Origin of the sequence: Psychroserpens sp. XS_ASV72, from assembly GCF_041224425.1 — a bacterium.
In the GTDB taxonomy this organism is placed as follows: Bacteria; Bacteroidota; Bacteroidia; order Flavobacteriales; family Flavobacteriaceae; genus Psychroserpens.
In genome coordinates this window covers 22522-42580 of record NZ_JBGFGL010000068.1, presented here as the reverse complement: position 1 = coordinate 42580, position 20059 = coordinate 22522, and the positions used below count along the sequence as shown (strand labels likewise).

Sequence of the window (20059 nt, the reverse complement as noted above, 5' to 3'; positions counted from 1 at the left end):
TTTATATCAAGTCGAATACACTATCAACAGCTACATGACGTTCAGCTGTAAAACCTTCAGCATATTCAGTGCCTATCAGTCGACCTAAGTCTCTGGCTCTGTATTTGACACTATCAGTAAAATTTTTGCTTGAGATTGGCGTTTGTGGTTCTTGACTATCAGGATCGTAAAATTGCGTCTTATACGCTAATACAGCGTCCATTTTCTTATCTATAAAGCCAGAGATATCAATCACAACATCTGGTTCGATGTTTTTCCATTGGATATAATGATAGACTTGTTTTGGTCGCCACTGCTCCTGCTTTTGCCCATCAACTTCGGTTTCTATTTTTATCAAGCCACTTAAAAAACAGGCATCGCTTACCAAATTACTGCCTCGTGCATGATCAATATGCCGATCTTCAATAGCGTTGCATAATACAATATCTGGTTGATACTTACGAATGACTTTGATAACTTCTAACTGATGGTCTTTATCATTCACAAAAAAGCCATCAGCAAAGCCTAAATTTTCTCTTATGGAAAGTCCTAAAATTTCAGCAGAAGCACTTGATTCTTGCGCTCTGGTTTCAATTGTACCTCGAGTACCAAGCTCTCCTCGCGTTAAATCGACCACACCAACTTTCTTACCATTTGCAACTTCCTTTGCTATAAGTCCACCACAACCCAATTCCACATCATCTGGATGCGCTCCAAAAGCCAATATATCTAGTTTCATCTTATCAAAAATTTAATCTACTAAGTAAAAATCTGACGTTTTAGTTCTGAATAAATTACAAAATCCTATAAATCATACTCAAGAAAACTCAAAATTTTACGATAAAACAAAGCTAATATTTATAACTCAATACTACGCATTCGTTTTCGTAAATATTATTTTCAATAAAACAATCTGAAAAAAGTGAAAACCGTAAAAGTCAGTCCCACTCTATTTCCATGACATATATCATATTAATTTCAGCATACAAAACATAACTTTAAAGTATTGAATTTAAGTGCTACACTATGTATTTAATGCTTGCCATATTGACCGTTACCATCGGATTGTTCATCTGGGGAAAATTCACTCCAGATATTGTAGCCTTACTTTCTATGATTAGCTTGTTTTTATTCGGAATCTTAGATCTGAATGAAACCTTAAGTGGATTTAGCAATCCGACAGTCATTATGATTGCGGCACTTTTTATTATAGGTGAAGGCTTATCACAAACAGGATGGACTGCCATTGCAGGCGAAAAATTCATGAAACTTGCTGGAAAAAGTTCTACTCGACTACTCATGATTACCACTTTAGGCTCTGGATTGCTATCAGGTGTCGTAAGCAATACAGGAACCATTGCAACATTGATGCCTGTTACCATTGCTTCAGCATGGAATATCGGAACCTTACCTTCTAAACTTTTAATGCCAGTCGCCTTTGGCTCTAATACTGGTGGATTATTAACACTAACCGGAACACCTCCAAATATCATTGTGAACAATACCATGCTGGAAAGTGGACTCGAGGGGTTTTCATTTTTTGAATTTGCGCTTATCGGATTGCCTTTGTTATTGATAGCACTCCTCTATTTCAGGTTTATTGGTTATAAATTACTGCCTAGCAACAAAACCAACAATAAGCCGGTCGATATCAGTACAACGTTCCACAAATGGATTGAAGCCTATAAGGTAGATGATGATTATTACCGTTTGAGAGTACGTTCTGTATCTCCTTTATTGAATACGAAAATTGGCGATTGGAATTTCGAAAACGAATACCATGTGTCTATTATACGAATCAAACGAAGACATCCAAATGTATTTAAAGGCAATGAAGCGTTTATTGAATTTCCAACAAATTCAACTGAATTCATGTATCACGACATACTCACTGTAAAAGGTGATACTGAAGCCATTAATACCTTGATGATAAAATTCCGATTAGGACTTCTTCCGTTGGAACCTATTGCTGATGAGCTAAAAAACAACTTGGTCAATCAAGAAGTGGGTATGGCTGAGATTATTGTCACACCTAAGTCTGTTCTCGTCGGAAGAAAAATTCGTTTAGGGAACTTTTTTAAACGTTTTGGAGTGCAACTTATGGCAGCTTCAAGAAACAATGTGCCTTTTTTAGAACGGGAAATTGTTGTAAAAGCGGGTGATGCCTTCTTGATTCGAGGTATTTGGAGTGATATAGAACAACTTAAAGAGCACCACGAAAACCTCGTTATTATTGGCAGTCCAGAAGGTATGTCTAAAACCATCACCAATCTCAATTACAAATCATATGTCGCTTTGTTTGCATTGATTTTAATGATTGTCTTACTGGTATTTAAAGTGGTTCCTGGAGCTATTGCCGCTTTAATTTCTGCTGGCATTGTATTGATTTCTGGTTGCGTACCAATTGCCAAAGCTTATAAAGGTATTAGTTGGATCAGTGTAGTGATGATTGCTGCCATGATTCCTATGGGAATCGCATTGCAAAAAACAGGAACCGCAGAAATGATTGCCAATGGTTTGGTCAACTCTTTAGGAAGTTTAAATCCTCTTGTTTTGCTTGGAGGTGTCTTTCTATTGACCACAACATTTAGCCAAGTCATCAATAATTCAGCTACAGCAGTTCTAATGGCTCCAATCGTTATCCTTTCTGCAAGTGCTTTAAATGTCTCAGCTGCACCTTTTATGATTGCTGTAGCCATTAGTGCTTCAACAGCTTTTCTAACTCCTGTAGGCACCACAACCAATGCCATGGTAATGACTGCAGGAGGTTACAAGTTTGCGGACTATTTCAGGGTTGGATTCCCTTTATTGATATTATTTCTAATTACGACATTAATTCTAGTGCCAGTGATATGGCCTTTTTAACACATTAAATCATGGAAACACTTTTAAAACAACCAATTATGAAAACAACAGATCTTACCAAATATGGAATTAAGGACGCTAAAGTCCATTACCAACTATCTCCTGAAAAACTTCAGGAAATCACCTTGGAAAAAGGCATGGGAAAAGAAACTGCCAACGGGACACTTGCCATCAATACAGGGAAGTTCACAGGACGATCTCCTCAAGACCGTTTCTTGGTGAAAGACGACTATACATCTGATCGTGTTTGGTGGGGAAAAACGAACAAACCAATCGCTCCTGAGAATTTTGATTATCTACAATCTGAAATCGAAAAGTACCTCAGCGGAAAGGAAATCTATGTTCGAGATGGTTATGTTTGTGCAGACCCAAAATATAAAATGAATGTTAGAACCATCACAGAATATCCTTGGTCTAATATGTTTATCTTTAATATGTTCTTACGACCTTCAGAAAAAGAACTTGAAAACTTTGAGGAAGAATGGCTTGTACTTTGTGCTCCAGGTTATGAATGCAAAGAACCTAATAAATATGGCTTAAGACAGGGTAACTTCTCTATTTTGAACTTCACTAAGAAAATTGCCCTAGTTGGTGGTTCAGCTTATACAGGAGAGATGAAGAAAGGTATTTTCTCTGCCTTGAACATGATCCTTCCTGTGGACAAAAACGTATTGCCAATGCACTGTTCTGCCAATGTTGGAGAAGATGGTGACACAGCTATTTTCTTTGGTTTGTCTGGAACCGGAAAAACAACTTTGTCAGCAGATCCTAACCGAAAACTGATCGGTGACGATGAACATGGTTGGACAGCAGAGAATAGTATCTTCAACTTCGAAGGTGGTTGTTATGCCAAGGTAATCGACCTAACTGAAGAAAAAGAACCAGATATCTATAGAGCCATCAAACCAGGTGCAATTTTAGAGAATGTCATTTTCAAAGACAATGGCGAGGTTGATTATATGGATAGCAGTATTACACAGAACACACGCGTAAGTTATCCGATTTACCATATTGACAATATCCAACAGCCATCGTATGCCAGCAATCCGAAGAACATTTTCTTCCTCACCTGTGACGCCTTTGGTGTGTTGCCGCCAGTTTCTAAACTAACCCCTGGACAAGCAGCCTATCATTTCATTTCAGGCTATACCGCAAAAGTGGCAGGAACCGAAGCAGGAATCACAGAACCTGTACCATCGTTCTCAGCCTGTTTTGGAGAACCGTTCATGCCATTGCATCCAACGGTTTATGCTGAAATGCTGAGCAAAAAAATGCAAGATGCTGGTGTCAATGTTTGGTTAATTAACACTGGCTGGAGCGGTGGACCTTATGGTGTTGGTTCTCGTATTAAATTAAAATACACTAGAGCGATGATTACTTCAATACTTGAAGGAAAACTTGACAATATCGAGTTTGAACAACATCCAATTTTCGGATTGTTCATGCCTAAGGAATGTGACGGTGTTCCAACTGAATTATTGGATCCAATGAATACTTGGTTGCAAAAAGGTGCTTATGTTAGTAAAGCTATTCAGTTAGCACATTCATTCCACTTGAACTTTGAAAAGTTTGTGAATCAAGCTTCACAACAAATCATTGAAGGTGGTCCACTAATTGATGAGCACCATCATTTAAACGATCACGTATAATTAATTAATGAAAATGAGGTTGGCTAGGCATCTAATAGTAGAGGTACATTCATGACTTTAAAATTGCCAGCCTCATTTTTTTATGAACACTTAAAACTTCACTTTATGAAACGCTATTGGTTGATCCTAGTGTTTTATTTCGTTTCTAATGTCGTATGTCCACAAACCAATCCTGAAGACAAATTAGGGACATGGTTTATGTACAATGGGAAACATCAACTATCAGAAAAATTCAGTATCAATTCTGGTGTACAATTCAGGTATTACGAGCCAAGTACCAATTACAATTTGAACCTGTTTTATACAGGGTTCAATTATCATATAGGTAGTCAAACATTTGCCACTTTTAATTACGGTTACTTGGATATTGACAGAAGTATCGAATTTTCAGATGTAAAAAACACCATTGAACATCGTTTTTGGGAACAAATCTACAGGAAACACAAGCTCTACGGAATCGCTTTGAATCATAGACTGAGACTTGAACATCGCTTTCTACATGATCATGAAAACACACTTCAAAACAGAATACGATATCGCTTGGGTTCTAGTATTCCCATAAATTCACGATTTTCATTTTTAGTTAGCAATGAGTTCTTTGTTAATCTTGAAGGAGATCCTTTTAGGGAAAATAGAATTTATGGTGCACTAGATATCCAAATTGATAAGCATGTAAAAATCAACCTAGGCTATTTAAGACAACATATAAACAACTTAAACCTTAACCGATTACAAGTGGGAATGCATATTACAACAGACCTGAGAAAAAAATAAGCCTATTGCCATTGTTTTTGTTCCTCTTTTGATAAGAAAGACCATGCTACAACCCTACTTTTTTTATGTCCTAAAGAGAACTCAATAACTTTAAATTCAGTCGCATTAAGTTTTTCAAGAGAAATTTTCATAGACTTTATATGTTCTTTTTTTGACACCAAACTGGTATACCAAAAAAAATGCTCTTTTAGTTTTGAACTTTGGAACAAATAATTGTGCAAAAAAGCCTTTTCACCACCAGGATACCATAATTCGCTGGACGTACCACTAAAATTTCGTTGGATTGTTTTTGCCTCCTTACCTAGTCCTTTGAGTTTTTGTTGGTTACTTTCAATGGCTTCCTTTTCATTTTTGAAAAATGGCGGATTACACATGGTTGCCGTTAGTCGTTCATTTGGCAATAGAACTCCTTCCAATATTGCATCATTTTTGCTTTGCAATCGCAATTCAATATAGGCTTCCAATCCATTTTTTTGAATAATCTGATTGGCATTAGCCAAAGCTTTTTTGTCAACTTCGGAAGCTAAAAAAGTCCAACCAAATTCTGAATATCCAAGAAGCGGATAAATACAAGTAGCACCTGTTCCAATATCCAAAACCTTGATTTCTTTTTCTAATCCACTTGACTTCAATAGATCATTTAACAACAAGATGTACTCCAAGCGTCCTGGAATTGGCGGACATAAATTTTGGTCTGGAAACTCCCAATATTCAACATTGTGATACTGCTTCAACAAAGCCGTATTTAGAGCTTTAACTGCTTTTGGATCAGCAAAATCAAGCGTTTCACCACCATACTTATTAGTAAACACAAATGATTCCAATTGAGGATATGAGTCTATTAGCGACTTGAAATCATACTTCTTTGAATGTCTATTGTTTTTATGCAAGTGTAGTTGCTTTAGAGTGTTTCAAAGCTTGTTTGATATCTCGTTTTAAATCGGAAACATCTTCAATACCTACCGAAAATCGAATCAATCGATCACTAATACCTACTTCTTTGCGTTCTTCTTCAGTCAACAACGCATGAGAGGTTTTTGCAGGTAATAACATCGTACTTTCAACACCAGCCAAACTCATAGATGGTTTTATCAATTTCAATTGGTTTTGAAATGCCATAACATCAATACCTTCCTCTAATTCAAAAGATAGCATCGCTCCAAAATCGTGCATCTGACCTTTGGCAAGTTTGTATTCAGGATGTGATTTAAGTCCAGGATAATACACCTTTGAAATGGCTTTGTTGTTTTCTAAAAACGCAGCTATTTTTTTGGCGTTTTTGTTTTGAGCCTTAACTCTCAATGCTAAAGTCTTCATACTACGTTCGAGCATCCAAACGGTAAAATCACTTAAGCTTCCACCTAGATTAATTCCAACATTCCAGATGGCTTCAATATGGTCTTTACCACCTGCAACAGCACCTGCCAAAATATCGCTATGACCTCCTAAATATTTAGTAGCCGAATGCATCACAAGATCAATTCCTAAATCGATTGGATTTTGATTGATCGGACTTGCAAACGTGTTATCAATTGTTGTGATGATTTGTCTAGACTTAGCTAAATCAGCTATAGCTTTAATGTCAGTAATGGTCAATAACGGATTTGAAGGTGATTCTAAATGAATTAGTTTTGTATTGTTCTGCAGAGCCTTTTCAAAATCTGAAGGTTGATAACCATCGGTAAAGGTAAACTCAATACCATATTTAGGGAATTCAGATTTGATAAAATTTCGCGTTCCACCATATAAGGTATTCTGAACCACAATGTGATCGCCTTTCTTTAAAAATGCCAAAAACATGTGACTGATGGCAGCCATGCCACTACTAAATATCAAGGCATCTTCAGCGTGTTCCAAGGCGGCAATTTTTTTAGCCAAATGTTCTTGATTAGGAGTATTAAAGTATCGTGGATAGCGCTTTACCTCAACATCATCATAAGCATACGAGGTAGAAAGATAAATAGGTGAAATAGCACCTTTAAACTGTTGGTCTTCTATTTCTCCGATATGTGTGCAAATGGTATTTAAGCCTAACTTCTTTTTTGACATAATAGAACTTTTAAAGTGTTCTAAAATTACAAAAAAGACACAGTAATTATTTAATTGGAACCATTATTTAATGATAACTTTAGTGTTAAGAATCGTACGATCTGTATGAACCTCAATAATGTAAGTTCCTGTTGACATATTTTGTACTGGAATTCGAATTGCTGAACCAACTACATAGTCTAAGGTATTATTCCAACTTTGAATTTCTTGCCCTAAAATATTTACCAAACGTATTTGATTGATTTCAGAAGTATTAAAAGTCTTCACATATATTTCTGAAGTTGCATTCAGATAATTAATAATAGTCTGACTTTCTTGAGATGCAACAGTTGATAATGTGTCCTCAGATTGGAATGTTACAAAAAATCTGTCAACATAAGTATTGGCATCCAATGTAATCTGGAAGGCTTCCGTATTGATATTGAAATAATTTCCTGTAACTACATCATAAATGAATACTTCAACATCTTCGTCAAAATTTTCCAAAGCTTTTAAGGAAATTTCATAAGTTCCTGCATCACTAATATACATAGACAAAGGATATTGTTTGTCAACCGCAAATGAACCAACTCCTTGCGTAGTAAAATCTCTGTTTTCTATATTCCAGAACGCATCGTTTGAAAATTCCGAATCGGTATTTTCAGCATCATAACCATAATCGATGGCATCAGTCGCAAATCCGTTAGAAACAAATCCAAGCAATAATGGTCTAATTGCCCCTTCGGAAGTTTTAAAATCCAATCGTACGCGCTTTATTTCAGAATCAGAATCTGTTTGAGCATCATCATAGTTTGCTGAACTACTCCTAATAAATACAGAGTTCCCTAAGCTTTCTCTTACAAATCCTCTTTGACTATTCTTAAACTGAATGGATCCACCTGTATTACTTGCTGTTACGAAAAAGCCTTGTGATACAGGCACATAACGTGATGGTAATTTAGTAGGCGTACCATTACCACTTACTAAAGGAGGTGACACCGCTGCATTTCCTCCGGTTAAATTATAGGTAGCATAACCACCTTCGTACTCTTCAAGAATATGTGTGAAATTTGAAGTGTAGTGCTCCCAGAAATACAGAGTACCATCGATACTTTGGGTTGTTCCTGAGTTACCACCAGGAATATTATCTAGAATAAACAGGTTCGCATCAATAGCTGAAGGATATGGATTTCCAACTAATGCCTGATTTCCAACGGTAACAGGTGTTGTTATATTCCCGTTGTTAGGTTTACCAACAAACACGTAGTTTTGATAATCAGCAATAGGATCACCAGCACCACTTCCTTTCATAGTAAAGCCTAAACCTGTGCTAATATTACTTGTTTCATTAATAGCATTCCATGAGGCATACGAATCTTCAGGATAGTTTTCATACGTATAAAGCCATCTGCTAGTTTGAGTAATAGGCATTGTACTTCCGTTAGCATTTTGTCCCATAATCCATTGTAGATTTAATGGGTTTGCTGAATTGGTTCCATCTTTTAAAACATCATCTATACTGAATGGTATATTATTAGCACTCGCATTTATAGTGCTTACTGGCGAGCTCCAATAATTGTAATTATATAAATTTGAAGTTCCTTGTTGGTCTCTTTCAAGCTTACCACTACTTGACACATCTAAAACACTATCCTCATCTTGGAAAAGTTGGGACTCACCCACAAGATCTATAATACCATCTAATTTGAGGTAATGGGTTACTCTAAGCATTTGTCCGTCATTGGTTTCGTCTTGAGCGGTAAACGGATCGGTTATGGTCAATTCTTTATTTGTGGTATCTGAAATCAATCCTAAAACTGTAATATCCTTATTTCCTGAACTGATGTCATGGGAAACTTGGACAATATTCCAGTCTATTGGAGTTGATCCATCAACCCCTAAACTATTAGGAGCATCCCAAACATTAAAGTTTGTCCAGGTGTTATCTGTACTCCAATTTTGACCATCAACCCTAGACGTGTACGGCAGTGGAGCTGTTTGCTGTTGAGCAGAATTCATATTTCTCAACTGACCTCTAACACTTCCTGCATAAGGAATTAGATAACCACAAGTGATATCCATTCGGTAGTAACCACTTAAATCTGTCCAGTTCAATCCAGCAACATCTAAAGGAACGACTGCTCCTCTAACCGCAGTATTATCAATGATTTCTTGATTCATCATCTTTCGAATCTGATGCGTGCTTAATGCGGTATTCCAAATACGAAGTTCATCAATCCAACCATTAAAATAGTATACAGGTCTGGTAGTTGGATTTCCATTTTGATCCATTGCACCTGCTAAAGCTTTCATTCCATTTGATGCTGGAGCAGAACCAGATACTGGTGAACTTACCTCAATACCATCGATATATAATCTGTAGGTTCCACTAGAATTAGTCACAGCGACATGGTACCATCTATTTGTAGAAATTGGGTATGTAGATTGAATCACTCCAGTATTATTCCATCGGAATTGCACAGTACTTCCTACTAATCGCAAATCATATCCAGAAGATAAGTCGTTTGCATTTCTTTTTGAAAAAATGGTTTGCGTACCTGTTATTGAATTCGGTTTCACCCAAGCTTCAATACTAAATTGATTGGAAAGCGTAAAGTTATCATCAAAAGTGACATAATCATCCGTACCATCAAAATCAACACTCGGACAACTTTCTATAGTTACCAAAACTGTATCTGAACAGCCTCTTGTTGGAATTGACCAAGTTAATTCATAGGTACCAGGTTCTGCTGAAAACTTAGATCTCGGACTAGATATATCTGAAAAACTATAGTTAGTACCACAACCTGAAATCACAGTAGCAGACCACACGCCAGCTTCTTGAGTTCCAGGGTAAGTACCTGTTGTGAATAGCGCTGGATTAGATACACCATTAGCAATATTTTGCGCAGCTGTTAAATCATTATCGTAAGCATTCAAAGAAACTTCTTCACCGCATTCACCAATAATCTGAACAATATCTTCTCCAGCATAGGCTAAGCTTGCATTTACTGATATAAACTCTGTACCTTCATCTCCATCAGCTCTACATCCATTAATTAAAGAGGTTACACCAAACGTTTGAACACCAGGAGTTACTGGACTTATAGTTGTTGTTGAACCGGTTGTTACCACCACACCTGTTCCGTCTGTCCACTCAATAACCTCATCAACTGGTGCTTGAGGAATGGTGATATTTTCAAGAGCCCAAACACTATTAGCTGTACCAGAATAGGTAAATCTAATTCGCATATTAGACAAGCCAATATAATTTTGTAGATCTATAACTACGTGATTATCAACTAAGGTTCCAGGATTATTTCTACATTGTCCTCCAAATCCGATAGATTGACCATTAACAAAGCCTGTATCACTCGGACCAGTATAATTATAACCTGCACCTGGATCTAAAGTTATTGGATAAGTTGCTCCTCCATCTAATGACAATTCTATAGAGAGCCATGCTCCAGCTTCTAAAAAATAAGCTTGATCAAACTCTAAAGTCGCTGTAGATAAACCTAAAGTACTAAATACAGAAGTTTCCAATGTTGATAAAGGCGTTATAGTATGATCAGGATTTACATAAGGAGGAATCCCACTTACAACAGCAAATTTGTTTCCATCAGGAGAATCAAAACATTTTCCATTAAACTTCTTTGGTCCATTCGTTAATTTCCAGTAGGTATTATTTGTATTGTTTCCACCTGCAGACATCTCAGCAGCACCATCAACTGTCCATCCTAAGTTATTCAAGTTAGCCTCGTTGAACATTCCTCCGTTATTGAAGCCAGAATTAATTCCAAAAGAACTTTCTGCAGTAACAACAATATCATCTCCTATACAAGACTCAAATGTATCTGGTCCAATAATCGTTGGTGGAACATCTGGCGGAATAACCACAACTTGAGCAATTGATGATTTAGCTTGGCAAGATCCAATTTGGATAACGGCTCTAACCAATGTTGTTTGCAGAATATTTGGATAATAAAATGTCGTAGTCGTATTTGCCACAGTAGTCCAATTCAGTCCACCATCAAGTGATGTTTCCCAATAGGCAACACTCCCTGAGTGACCAGTCAAATTAATTGTTGCGTTTTGTGGTTCATCTGGACAAGCGGTTACTTCTATCAAATTATCTTGATCAGCAATTGTCTCTGTATTATTTAAATACCCCAAAGCTGTTCCTCCTGAAATATTTGGACTAACAACTGTAACTACGGAAGTACAAATAGCAGAATTCCCATTACCATCATCTACAGTTAAAACAATGACATTACTACCTATGTCTGTACAATCAAATATATCTTGAGATAAAGAAAAATTAACTACTCCACAGTTGTCTGATGACCCATTGTCAATTTGACTACCAGTAATTGTTGCAATACCTGTTGTATCACTCAACTGAATTGTGATGTCTTGACACGTTGGTATCGGATCAACAGTATCATTAATAACTACATTTTGTACAGCACTGATTGAATTTCCGTTACCATCATCAAAATTCCAAGTAATTGCAAACGCACCCTGAGTATTATAAACCAATGGATCAGAAGTTGTTCCTGAAATTGTCCCTGAACAATTATCAGAGATTGTTGGTATAGGTACAGTAACTGAGCATTGACCTGTAAGTATTGGTAAACTAGGTGTCGATGGGTCCGTCACGTCGTCTACGATGACCGTCTGTGGGACACTGATAACATTGCCGTTACCATCATCGAAAGTCCAGGTGATCGTATAGGTTCCCTGGGCGTTATAGGTTAGCGGATCTGATGTTGTTCCTGTGACCGTTCCAGAGCAGTTGTCCGTCGTCGTCGGAACGCTTGCCGTTGCCGAGCACTCGCCAGTCACTGTCGAAAGGGTCGGTGTCGCAGGATCTGTAGTATCGTTTACAATAACTGTCTGAGGTACTGTGATGACATTGCCGTTACCGTCGTCGAATGACCAGGTGATCGTGTATGTTCCTTGAGCGTTATAGGTTAGCGGATCAGAGGTCGTTCCTGTGACCGTTCCAGAGCAATTGTCCGTTGTCGTTGGAACGATTGCCGTTGCGGAGCACTCGCCAGTCACTGTCGAAAGGGTCGGTATCGCTGGATCTGTCACGTCGTCAACGATGACCGTCTGTGGGACCGTGATAACGTTCCCGTTGCCGTCGTCGAACGTCCAGTTGATCGTGTAGGTTCCTTGAGCGTTATAGGTTAGCGGATCAGAGGTCGTTCCCGTGATAGTTCCAGAGCAGTTGTCCGTTGTCGTTGGAACGCTTGCCGTTGCGGAGCACTCGCCAGTTACCGTGGAAAGGGTCGGTGTCGCTGGGTCCGTAACGTCGTCAACGATGACCGTCTGTGGGACCGTGATAACGTTCCCGTTACCGTCGTCGAACGTCCAGGTGATCGTATAGGTTCCTTGAGCGTTATAGGTTAGCGGATCAGAGGTCGTTCCCGTGACCGTTCCAGAGCAGTTGTCCGTTGTCGTTGGAACGCTTGCCGTTGCGGAGCACTCGCCAGTCACTGTCGAAAGGGTCGGTGTCGTTGGGTCAATACTATCGACTACTGTTACAGTTGCAGTACAAGAATTTGTTTGTCCGTCAGTATCTGTAACAGTTAAAGTAACCGTGTTATTTCCTATATTACTACAGTTAAAGCTATTTGGTGTAACACCCATGGAAGCAATTCCAAAGTCATCAGAACTTCCTGAGTCAACATCATTTGCTGAAATTGTAACATTTCCACTAGAATCAAGTTGCGCTGTAAAATTTGTACAAACAGCAGTTGGCGGATTGTCTACTCTAAATGTAGCTCTGTAATTAAATCCACCATTACTAATATAATATGTGTTATCAAGAATGTTATCTCCGTCATAATCGGCATCAGAACGCGTATACACTTCAAGCGTATAATCACCAGATGGTAATCCATTTAGGATATCTATATTAGCTCCAGTAGATTCCCATGTTTGATCAACACTTGTTCCTGAACAAAAGTTAGAAGTTCCGTCATCAGTATTAAATAATATCTCTGAAGGAATGAAAGCAGGAGGTGTATTTCCTGTTAGATAAATTCTATAATCTATAAAGCTATTAAGTATATTATGGGTTCCGCACTTGTATGTTTGGTTCTGTGCTCCATTCAAAACCAAGCTGTTCGATGGATTGAAGGTCCCTAAATTAACCCCTTCAAAATTAGGATTTGCTGTATCGACATTTAAGTCGTAATAAACATTTCCAGAACCATTAATATCTAAAACAACATAACTTTCGTAAATATCCGATTGAGAATACGAAACATTAAATGTAACTAGCATAAGAGCTACCAAAAACCTCAAAGTAAAATATTGTTTTTTCATGTATTCAGATTTTGTTTTAAACACAAAGCCTATTCTTACAAAACATGTTTTGTTCAATGGAGAGAAAACATGAACACCGTTATTTGAAGGGATTATTATATAACAAAAATGTTCATCAAGGGAATGTAAAATTACGGATACAATGTCTTGTCAAATAAAATAGTCGTTGAAACACCAGAATATTCTATGTATACTGATTTTCAATAAGTTAATTCGTTGAAACGTCAAAATAGCAGATTAAAAGCACGCAACTCTTAAGTTTACAGAGTCTTTATAATCAATATGTTATATAAAATTGAAAGAATTTACTGTTATTATACCTCCGTAAGCTTCCATCGTCCTTTTTTAAACCAAATAATGGCTACGATAGAAATTAATACTTCTGCGAATACAATAGCCAAGAACACACCTGTTGGGCCAAAATCAAAAGTTAATGCCATTAGGTATGCAAATGGCAACTGAAACAACCAAAAGCAAACAAAATTAATGATGGTTGGTGTCACCGTATCTCCAGCACCATTAAACGCATTGATAACAACCATACCATAGGCATAAAAAATGTATCCAGAAGCCATAATACGAAGACATAGGCTTCCAGCAGAAACAACATTTGGTTCAGAGGTAAACCAAGACACAATCTGAGTGGCAAAAACCAAATAAACTATAGAAACCAATCCCATAAAATAAGCACAGTATTTGCCTGTTTTCCATACGGATTCTTCAGCTCTTTTTGGTTGTTTAGCTCCAAGGTTTTGACCTACTAAAGTTGCTGCAGCATTACTCATTCCCCAGGCTGGCATCAATGTAAACATCATTACTCTTATGGCTATGGTATATCCAGCTAAGACCTCACTTCCAAATTCACTCATAATGCGCATTAAGAATACCCATGAAGACGTTCCTATCAAGAACTGCCCTATTCCTCCCAAGGATACCTTTATCAGATTGACCATAACTGCAATCCTAACGACTACATCCTTGATACGCACCTTAATCTTGCTCCACCCATAAAATAACACCAGTAGTTGAAAAACTACAGCTGTACCTCTTCCAATCGTCGTGGCGATAGCTGCTCCTTTAACACCAAATTCTGGGATTGGTCCCAAACCAAAAATCAGTATTGGGTCTAAAATGATGTTTAGAACATTTGAAATCACCAAAGCCCACATGGCAATTGAAGCATCTCCTGCTCCTCTAAAAATAGCATTGATTAAAAACAATAGCATTATGGTTACATTCCCTCCTAAAAGAATCTGCGTATAGCCAAATCCTTCAGCAACAAGGTCATTCTCACCTCCCATAAGTTGTAGGATTTCCTTAGGAAATAGAATTCCGATAGCACTAATAATTAAAGACACTACGATGCCCAATACGATAACCTGAACAGCCGCTTGAGATGCTTTTTCATATTCCTTTTCACCAACCCTTCGAGCAACAATAGCTGTTGCAGCCATACTCAGACCAATAGCAACTGCGTAAATAAGGGTTACTACAGATTCTGTCAAACCAATAGTAGCTACGGCATTTACACTAACTTTAGAAACAAAAAAGATATCGACAACCGCAAATATGGATTCCATAAGCATTTCAAGAATCATTGGTACGGAAAGCATAAAGACAGCTTTTCTAATACTTCCAGATGTGAATTCTTGCTCTTTGCCAGAGACAGCTTGCTTAAATAGACTGCCTATTTGTTTAAGGGATAAGGTTGATTTTGTCATTACAGATTGCTAATTACATTTATATCCAAGTTTATAAAAGATGTGGCTTGAATTTAGTTGATTTTTGAGGCTTCCATCTGATGACAATCAACCGTGAGAGCAAAATTGCATTTAATTTTAGTCAATTCAAAATGCAATCAACCTCTCATTTAATCAAAATTTGCACTTTATCGAACAAAACGACTACTCAACCAATGTATTCTGAAGTTATTGATTCTCAGTATGCTTTTACTTATATTCGTCTCAACTAACTGATTAAAACCTATGTTCAAAGCTGTATTATTTGACATGGATGGTGTTATAGTTGATACCGAACCTCTCCATCGAAAAGCCCATTTTCAAACATTTCAAGACCTTAATATTCAAGTATCCGATAAATTTTACAATTCATTAATCGGACAAACCACATTCTCGATTTGTCAAACCGTTGTGGAACATTTTAAACTTCCACTTTCACCTTATACGGTCATGGACATTAAACGTGATCATTACAAAGCCTTATTCGATACCTCTAAATCGCTTACGCTTATGGATGGAGTTTTGGATTTGATAAAAGATTATCATGCCAACGGCTTGCAACTTGTTGTCGCCTCTTCATCAACGATGGAAAACATCAACCTTATTTTTAATCGCTTTAATCTAAACCCCTATTTTAAAGGAAAAGTTAGTGGTGCCGAATTAGAAGCTTCCAAACCACATCCTGAGATTTTCATGAAAGCAGCTGATGTTGCTGGTCATGCCATTGAAGACTGTTTCGTTATTGAAGATTCCTCCAATGGAATTATTGCTGCCAAGGAAGCGAAAGCCTTTTGTGTAGCATTTAAAGGTCCGCATTCTTTAGCTCAAGATTACAGTCGAGCTGATCGTGTTGTGGAATCTTTTTCCGATATAAAATTCAATAATCTGAAACAGCTTTTCAGTCTTATTTAGGAATTCTTACGTAACAATGCATTTTGTTCTTCCATCAATTCAGTAAGATTTGACAGTAACTCTATATCCTTTGGTGTAGAGACGCCTTCATTTTTAGGGTCTTCAGCTTTCGATTTTAAACGGTTCATTGCTTTTACCACAATAAATACTGTTAATCCTACAATCAAGAAATCTAAGAAGGTTTCAAATAACACACCGTATTCTATAGCAACCTCATCTGTTATAATGTCGCCTTGCGCATTTAAGATTCTTTCCCGTAACACGTATTTCTGATTTTGAAAATTCAAACCGTCAGTCATGAGTGTTAACGGAGGAAGAAACACTTTTTTAACCAGCACATCAATAACCTTATTAAACGCTGCACCTATAATGATTCCGATGGCCATATCCATCATGTTACCTTTGACAGCAAACTCTTTGAATTCCTTTAAAAATTTCATACTTGTCCTTTTAAATTTACAAGCGACAAAGATATTTAATACCTACAAAACAGAATTAAAAAGAGTGCTAAATACTTGAAGAGGTCTATTTTTTGTAGAACATCACATACTTTCGGTAAGCCAAAAAGCCTAGGACAGCAACAATACTTACTGCAATGGCAATAATTTGCAAACTAGCGATTTGCTGACCTGATTGGTAGGAATGCAATCCGGACAAATAAAAGTTCACTCCGAAATAAGTAAATATGATACTCGAAAAACCAATTATGGAAGCCAAGTTAAATCCATAGCGCCCGCGAAGACCAGGAATCAATCGCATGTGAATGATAAACGCGTATACCATGATACTAATCAGCGCCCAAGTTTCTTTTGGGTCCCAACCCCAATATCGTCCCCAACTTTCGTTTGCCCACATACCTCCAAGGAAATTTCCAATAGTAAGCATCACCAATCCAACCGTTAATGACATTTCATTGATGATTGTCAGTTCCTGAATATTGAGCAACATCTTCTGTTTATTGGATTTAGTGGTAAAAATCATCAGTAGTAAAACGGTGACTCCTAAAATCATTCCTAAAGTAAATGGCCCATAACTTGCAACAATCACAGCTACGTGAATCATTAACCAATAGCTATCTAAAACCGGTTGTAGATTTGCAATGGCAGGATCCATCCAATTCCAATGGGCAACCATCAAAATCATGGAGGTTACAAAGGCCGTTGCAGCAATCGTCAACATACTTTTCCGTCCGAAAGCCAATCCGAAAAACATGGTTGCCCAAGCGACATAAATCATGGATTCATAAGCATCACTCCATGGTGCATGACCCGAAATATACCATCTTACAACCAAGCCTAAGGTATGTGTAAGAAACAGTAGTAAAATAATGACTCCTAATGCTTTTACAACGTTATTCAAAATCTTATTCTGTGCTTTAAAAATCTGTACAATAAGGAGAATAAACAACAAGGTGCCAGCATACATATACCAACTGAAGAGCTTTTTGAAAATATCGTATTTATTGTACAATACCTCAGCATTAATACGATCTTCGGAAATCATCACCTCACCACCTAACTTTTGCTGATTTCTTTTAAACCCTTCCAATAATTTGTCCGCTGTGGTAAAATCACCTGTTTGTTTTGCTTTGTAGAGTTCTGAAAGATAATAGCTAAAACTATTTTCAATAAACTTTCCATAGATGGTATCGTTGACTTTCTGCTGATAACCTTCGCGATATTCCAAAGGTGAAATCCACGTATTTTTCTCATCACCAGGCACCGGAAAAATCTTTAAAGACCTTCCTTCAATCGTACTGAACAACAAATTAATCCGTTGATCGGTTTCCTTGAATTCTTTCTGATAGCCATTTGGAACCTGTGTTTTATAGGCATCTTCTAGATAAGGTCCTAACTTGTATGTTCCATCGTCTTCTAAGAAATCGGTCAATGCCACATACTTTTCACTTTCATCAACGCCAATAAGATGTCTAATGGAATCTCCTTTTCGTTTGGCTAAATAAATGATTGGGACATTATACCAAAATAATGGACTTTCCTGCATGGAAAGCATGACTTGATTAGCATCAAAATCTTCGTAATGATCTTTCTTACTTACTTTTCTTAAGACTTCTGATGCATAGGTGTTCATTGGCATCATTCGACCACTATAATCTTGAATAACCAATTTTCCGAAGGCATCTGAATGCGCTTTAGGAGTAATATTGGCTTTTATGATCGAGTCAATTTGAGCTTTTGTTGGCTTAGCGATTGAATTTGTCGGCTGTGAATGGTCATGACCATCATCTTCAGAATGTTGCTGTGAAAAACCAGAGAGGCTCACAAGAAGCAAAAGAATTGAAAGTACTTTAGCCTTTTTGGATTTAACCTTATCAAGCATGCGTTTCAAATCACCAAAACGTGATCCTTTAACAAATAATATCGCCATCAATCCGAAGTACAATAACATGTAGCCTATATAAGTGATCCAAGTTCCCCAAGCATCGTGATTAACAGAAAGCTTTGTTCCTTTAAGATCTGGATCGAAACTCGCTTGAAAAAAGCGATAGCCTTTATGGTTCAAAATATGGTTCATATAGATGTGGTAATCGAAATTACCTTCCTCTTCGTCAACAACTGTAACCTTGCTTTCGAAAGAAGAAAAGCTATCCTCTGTTCCTGGATACACCTCAGCATTAAAATCGTTGAGCTTGATACTGAAAGGCAATTCCTTAACCAAGGAGCCATACTTTACAGCCACATCAAAACCTCCAACTTTTACTTGCTCAAATTTTCCACTATTGTATTGACCTCCCAATAAATGAACACGTTTGGTGTCGCCATTCGCTGAGACAGCAACGGTCACACCATCTTCACTACCACGCAACATTTGCGAACGCTTCACCAATTCAAACTCACCTTTAACTACTGGCTTAGGAAAAACCATGGACAAGTTACCTATTTGATATCGAGATCGTAAAGCAAGTGGTTGAATGGAATCCTGAACCAAAGTACCAGTGGCTCGCGTTGCCATGGTCATAAATTCCCCTTCAAAAGGCGATTCGATGAATATACCATTCTGATCATCGGTTGTGATGTTAATAGCGCCTTTTTTTGGATTATTGAGTGTAAAGATGATATTGTGAATCAGTTGGTCCTCACCATCCTTTAAAAAATGGTTATGAGGTTCGCCTCCTGAAGATTCAACTATTTTCAAATAAGACTCACCATCATCTGTTGGAACTATATCAATTTCAGCATTTTTAATAAATTTTTCTGCTGAAATTGTTACAGGTGTCCCGTTATAATCTGCAGTTACTTCAAAATCATTGCTTAAGCGTTCAGAGAAATCGACTGGTTCGTTAACAACTCGTCGTTGTGGCAATCCATTAACCACATAATCGCCATCAATATAGGCAGTCACATAAATAGTTCTGGTTAGATAGTTGTTGGTAGTTTCTCCTTCCTTAATCGGCATCCATCCTTCATAACCAATATATCGTGTGATTCCTGCTCCAATGATGATAAAGATAAAAGCCAAATGCAAAATTAAGGTTGCCCATTTTTCCTTTCTCAGCAGTCGGTATCTAAAAATATTGCCTATAAAGTTGATTACGAAGATGACCATAATCAACTCAAACCACCAAGCATTATAAATCCAATAGCGTGTGTAAGGTGTTGGTGAGGTTTCCTGATTGGCATCCAGGAAAGTTCCTGTAATCATAGCTATTGCAAAAACAATGAATAAAACACCAGTAAGTCGAGTTGAAAATAGGAAATTGGCAATTTTTTTTTGCATAGCTTTTCGTATATTTTTTGCTGTGCAAAGGTAATT

General features: G+C 37.4%; 11 protein-coding genes. 4 read left to right on the top strand and 7 right to left on the bottom strand.

Going from position 1 to position 20059, the window contains the following annotated elements:
• Nucleotide 1 precedes the first annotated feature (1 nt).
• Nucleotides 2–718: a bacillithiol biosynthesis deacetylase BshB1 gene (gene bshB1, locus AB9K26_RS02245; protein WP_369970906.1), complete on the bottom strand. Its 717-nt coding sequence runs from the start codon at nucleotides 716–718 to the stop codon at nucleotides 2–4.
• A 296-nt stretch (nucleotides 719–1014) separates the two neighbouring features.
• Here bshB1 and AB9K26_RS02240 point away from each other — a divergent pair, with 296 nt between their 5' ends.
• The 3 genes from AB9K26_RS02240 to AB9K26_RS02230 all read left to right on the top strand — a co-directional run bounded on the left by AB9K26_RS02240 (nucleotide 1015) and on the right by AB9K26_RS02230 (nucleotide 5267).
• A complete protein-coding gene (locus AB9K26_RS02240; protein ID WP_369970905.1) occupies nucleotides 1015–2844 on the top strand; it encodes an SLC13 family permease in 1830 nt (609 codons plus the stop codon).
• A gap of 38 nt (nucleotides 2845–2882) precedes the next feature.
• Entirely contained in the window at nucleotides 2883–4493 is a 1611-nt protein-coding gene (pckA, locus tag AB9K26_RS02235) for a phosphoenolpyruvate carboxykinase (ATP) (protein ID WP_369970904.1), read from the top strand.
• Nucleotides 4494–4598: 105 nt separating this feature from the next.
• Nucleotides 4599–5267: a DUF2490 domain-containing protein gene (locus AB9K26_RS02230; RefSeq protein ID WP_369970903.1), complete on the top strand. Its 669-nt coding sequence runs from the start codon at nucleotides 4599–4601 to the stop codon at nucleotides 5265–5267.
• Between the two features lie 2 nt (nucleotides 5268–5269).
• Here the strand turns inward: AB9K26_RS02230 and rlmF are convergent, their stop codons facing one another.
• The 4 genes from rlmF to AB9K26_RS02210 form a co-directional block, all read right to left on the bottom strand.
• Nucleotides 5270–6157, bottom strand: a complete 888-nt coding sequence (gene rlmF, locus AB9K26_RS02225; RefSeq protein ID WP_369970902.1) for a 23S rRNA (adenine(1618)-N(6))-methyltransferase RlmF — start codon at nucleotides 6155–6157, stop codon at nucleotides 5270–5272.
• A complete protein-coding gene (locus AB9K26_RS02220; protein ID WP_369970901.1) occupies nucleotides 6150–7316 on the bottom strand; it encodes a PLP-dependent aspartate aminotransferase family protein in 1167 nt (388 codons plus the stop codon). Before AB9K26_RS02220 ends, rlmF begins: the two co-directional genes overlap by 8 nt.
• Nucleotides 7317–7379: 63 nt before the next feature.
• Complete coding sequence (locus AB9K26_RS02215) at nucleotides 7380–13634, bottom strand: LamG-like jellyroll fold domain-containing protein (RefSeq protein WP_369970900.1); 6255 nt, start codon at nucleotides 13632–13634, stop codon at nucleotides 7380–7382.
• 314 nt (nucleotides 13635–13948) lie between these two features.
• Nucleotides 13949–15355: an MATE family efflux transporter gene (locus AB9K26_RS02210; protein WP_369970899.1), complete on the bottom strand. Its 1407-nt coding sequence runs from the start codon at nucleotides 15353–15355 to the stop codon at nucleotides 13949–13951.
• 264 nt (nucleotides 15356–15619) lie between these two features.
• On the opposite strand from AB9K26_RS02210, the gene AB9K26_RS02205 reads away from it, so the two are divergent.
• Nucleotides 15620–16285 (top strand): HAD family hydrolase, encoded by a 666-nt coding sequence (locus AB9K26_RS02205; RefSeq protein ID WP_369970898.1) that lies wholly within the window; start codon nucleotides 15620–15622, stop codon nucleotides 16283–16285.
• Here AB9K26_RS02205 and mscL read toward each other — a convergent pair.
• Entirely contained in the window at nucleotides 16282–16725 is a 444-nt protein-coding gene (mscL, locus tag AB9K26_RS02200) for a large conductance mechanosensitive channel protein MscL (RefSeq protein ID WP_369970897.1), read from the bottom strand. The genes AB9K26_RS02205 and mscL overlap by 4 nt on opposite strands.
• Before the next feature lie 85 nt (nucleotides 16726–16810).
• The gene (ccsA, locus tag AB9K26_RS02195; RefSeq protein ID WP_369970896.1) at nucleotides 16811–20023 is read right to left on the bottom strand and encodes a cytochrome c biogenesis protein CcsA; all 3213 of its coding nucleotides are present in this window, start codon (nucleotides 20021–20023) and stop codon (nucleotides 16811–16813) included.
• Nucleotides 20024–20059 lie beyond the last annotated feature (36 nt).

Excerpts from the sequence above, each read along its gene's own strand:
- bshB1 (WP_369970906.1), bottom strand. The coding sequence starts at position 718 with ATGAAACTAGATATATTGGCTTTTGGAGCGCATCCAGATGATGTGGAA.
- AB9K26_RS02240 (WP_369970905.1), top strand. The coding sequence starts at position 1,015 with ATGCTTGCCATATTGACCGTTACCATCGGATTGTTCATCTGGGGAAAA.
- pckA (WP_369970904.1), top strand. The coding sequence starts at position 2,883 with ATGAAAACAACAGATCTTACCAAATATGGAATTAAGGACGCTAAAGTC.
- AB9K26_RS02230 (WP_369970903.1), top strand. The coding sequence starts at position 4,599 with ATGAAACGCTATTGGTTGATCCTAGTGTTTTATTTCGTTTCTAATGTC.
- AB9K26_RS02220 (WP_369970901.1), bottom strand. The coding sequence starts at position 7,316 with ATGTCAAAAAAGAAGTTAGGCTTAAATACCATTTGCACACATATCGGA.
- AB9K26_RS02215 (WP_369970900.1), bottom strand. The coding sequence starts at position 13,634 with ATGAAAAAACAATATTTTACTTTGAGGTTTTTGGTAGCTCTTATGCTA.
- AB9K26_RS02210 (WP_369970899.1), bottom strand. The coding sequence starts at position 15,355 with ATGACAAAATCAACCTTATCCCTTAAACAAATAGGCAGTCTATTTAAG.
- AB9K26_RS02205 (WP_369970898.1), top strand. The coding sequence starts at position 15,620 with ATGTTCAAAGCTGTATTATTTGACATGGATGGTGTTATAGTTGATACC.
- mscL (WP_369970897.1), bottom strand. The coding sequence starts at position 16,725 with ATGAAATTTTTAAAGGAATTCAAAGAGTTTGCTGTCAAAGGTAACATG.
- ccsA (WP_369970896.1), bottom strand. The coding sequence starts at position 20,023 with ATGCAAAAAAAAATTGCCAATTTCCTATTTTCAACTCGACTTACTGGT.